This window comes from Micromonospora maritima (genome assembly GCF_902825405.1).
Lineage (GTDB): Bacteria > Actinomycetota > Actinomycetes > Mycobacteriales > Micromonosporaceae > Micromonospora > Micromonospora maritima.
Window position 1 is genome coordinate 1 of record NZ_CADEAU010000631.1, and the last position, 2,726, is coordinate 2,726.

Consider the following 2,726-nt stretch of genomic DNA (forward strand, 5'->3'; position numbering starts at 1 on the left):
CGGCCTGGGCGGCGAGCGCGGCCGGGTGGGCGGCGGAGAGCAGCACCGGCACGACCGGCCGGTCCACGGTGGCCGCCGGGGCGGGGTCGGGCTCGGCCGGTGGGGCCTCCTCGACGACCAGGTGGGCGTTGGTGCCGCTCATGCCGAAGGAGGACACGGCGGCCCGGCGGACCCGGTCGGGTGCGGCGGGCCACGGCTGCGCCTCGGTGAGCAGGGCGACCTCGCCGGTCGACCAGTCGACGTGGGGGGTCGGCTCGTCGGCGTGCAGGGTGGCCGGGAGCAGGCCGTGCCGCAGCGCGAGCACCATCTTGATCACACCGGCGACGCCGGCGGCGGCCTGGGTGTGGCCGAGATTGGACTTGAGGGAGCCGAGCCGCAGCGGCCGTCCGGCGGGCCGGTCCCGGCCGTACGTGGCCAGCAGCGCCTGCGCCTCGATCGGGTCGCCGAGCGTGGTGCCGGTGCCGTGTGCCTCGACCACGTCCACGTCGGCCGGGGTGAGGCCGGCGTTCTCCAGCGCCTGGCGGATGACCCGCTGCTGGGCCGGGCCGTTGGGCGCGGTGAGGCCGCTGCTGGCGCCGTCGGAGTTGACCGCGCTGCCCCGGATCACGGCCAGGACGGGGTGTCCGAGCCGCCGGGCGTCGCTGAGGCGTTCGACCAGGACCAGGCCGACGCCCTCGGCCCAGCCGGTGCCGTCGGCGGCGGCGGAGAACGCCTTGCAGCGTCCGTCGGCGGCCAGGCCGCGCTGCCGGGAGAACTCGACGAAGCCGCCCGGGGTGGCCATCACGCTGGCGCCACCGGCGACGGCCAGGGTGCACTCGCCGTCGCGCAGCGCCTGGGTGGCCAGGTGCAGGGCGACGAGCGACGACGAGCAGGCGGTGTCGATCGTGACGGCCGGCCCTTCCAGGCCGAACGTGTAGGCGAGGCGGCCGGAGATGACGCTGGCGGCGGTGCCGGTCAGCACGTACCCCTCGGCGCCCTCGGGCAGGCGGCGCAGCACCGACGCGTAGTCCTGGCCGGCGGTGCCCACGAACACGCCGGTACGGCTGCCGCGCAGTGTGCCGACGTCGACACCGGCCCGCTCGAACACCTCCCAGGTGGTCTCCAGCAGCAGTCGCTGTTGCGGGTCCATGGCCAGGGCCTCGCGCGGGCTGATGCCGAACAGGGTGGGGTCGAAGTCGCCGGCGTCGGCCAGGAACCCGCCCCGGTCGCAGTACGAGGTGCCCGGGTGGTCCGGGTCCGGGTCGTACAGCCCGGCGAGGTCCCAGCCCCGGTCGGTCGGGAACGGGCCGGTCGCGTCGGTGCCGGCGACGACCAGGTCCCAGAGCTGTTCCGGGGAGCCGACCCCGCCGGGGAACCGGCAGGCCATGCCGACCACGGCGATCGGCTCCGGTTCCTCCAGCTCGCGCAGGCGCCGGTGCGCCTGTCGGAGCTCGGTGGTCACCCACTTGAGATGTTCGAGGAGCTTCTCTTCGTCCGCCATGATCCACCCGCCCGAACTTGCTGCCGATCGATTCCGTCGAACACCGAGGTGGTCACCGGTGCGGCTCACCGGTGACCGGGGACGGCCGACGGCGACGGGGGTACGCCGGCACCCGGCCCGTCACCGTGCATGGACGCTACTGAGCGCTGAGCTGCGACCCCAACCCCTAGGGACCCCTCATTCACGCTGGCGGCGGGGTGCCCGGCGTCGGCCGTGACGGTCCCGCCGGGACGGTCAGCGCAGCTGTCCGGCGAGGGTGGGCAGGATCGCCCGGGGCCGCCCGGGCGGGGTGGCGCGGCGGCGCCACTCGCGCGGGTAGCCGACGGAAACCTCTTCGAACCGCACTCCGTCGTAGCGGGTGCTGCGCGGGATGTGCAGGTGTCCGTAGACGGCGACGCGGGCCTCGTAGTGCAGGTGCCAGTCGGCGGTGAGGTCGGTGCCGCACCACTGGGCGAACTCGGGGTGCCGCAGGATCCGGGTGGGTTCGCGGACCAGCGGGTAGTGGTTGACCAGCACGGTGGGCAGGCCGCCGCGCTCGGCGTCGAGGCGCCGTTCGGTGCGGACGACCCGGGCCCGGCACCACGCGTCGCGGCTCGGGTACGGGTCGGGGTGCAGCAGGATCTCGTCGGTGCACACCACCCCGGTCTCGTACGCCCGCGCCAGCGCCTGGGCCCGGTTCCAGGTGCCCGGTGGCCGCCACGAGTGGTCGTACCCGACGAACAGCGGCACGACGAGCACCGGGTCGCCGTCGGGGTCCCAGACCGGGTACGGGTCCTCGGGGGTGCACACGCCGAGCCGCCGGCACAGGTCCACCAGGTGCCGGTAGCGGGCCTCGCCGCGCAGTTGCACCGGGTCGTCGCGGGGCGTCCACAGCTCGTGGTTGCCGGGCGCCCAGACGACCCGGGCGAAACGGCCGGCGAGCAGGCCGAGCACCCGTTCGACGTCGTGCAGGTACTCCCCGACGTCACCGGCGACGATCAGCCAGTCGTCGTCGTGGTCGGGGCGCAGCCCTTCGACCAGCGCGCGGTTCTCCGCGTACCCGACGTGCAGGTCGCTGATGGTGAGCAACCGCCCGCTGCCGGCGGTCACGATTTGCCGAACTCCTGTCGGATGATGGCGAAGATGTCGTCCTCGCCGGCGGCGGCCAGGTCGTCGGCGGGCGGCGGCGGGGTGGCGGCGCCGCGCCAGCGGGCGAGCAGGTCCTCCAGCCGGCGGGTGACGTCCGCGGCGCGCCGGTCGCGCAGCA

The 2,726-nt window shown here is 75.2% G+C and carries 2 protein-coding genes; both read right to left on the bottom strand.

Annotation, left to right across the window (positions count from 1 at the left end; all coding sequences use genetic code 11):
- Positions 1-1,480, bottom strand: a 1,480-nt coding sequence (locus HUW36_RS30245) for a type I polyketide synthase (RefSeq protein ID WP_174531208.1), incomplete at its 3' end; no start/stop codon positions are given.
- Positions 1,481-1,714: 234 nt separating this feature from the next.
- Positions 1,715-2,572, bottom strand: coding sequence for a metallophosphoesterase family protein (locus tag HUW36_RS30250; RefSeq protein ID WP_217428903.1), 858 nt, complete (start codon positions 2,570-2,572; stop codon positions 1,715-1,717).
- Positions 2,573-2,726: the final 154 nt, after the last annotated feature.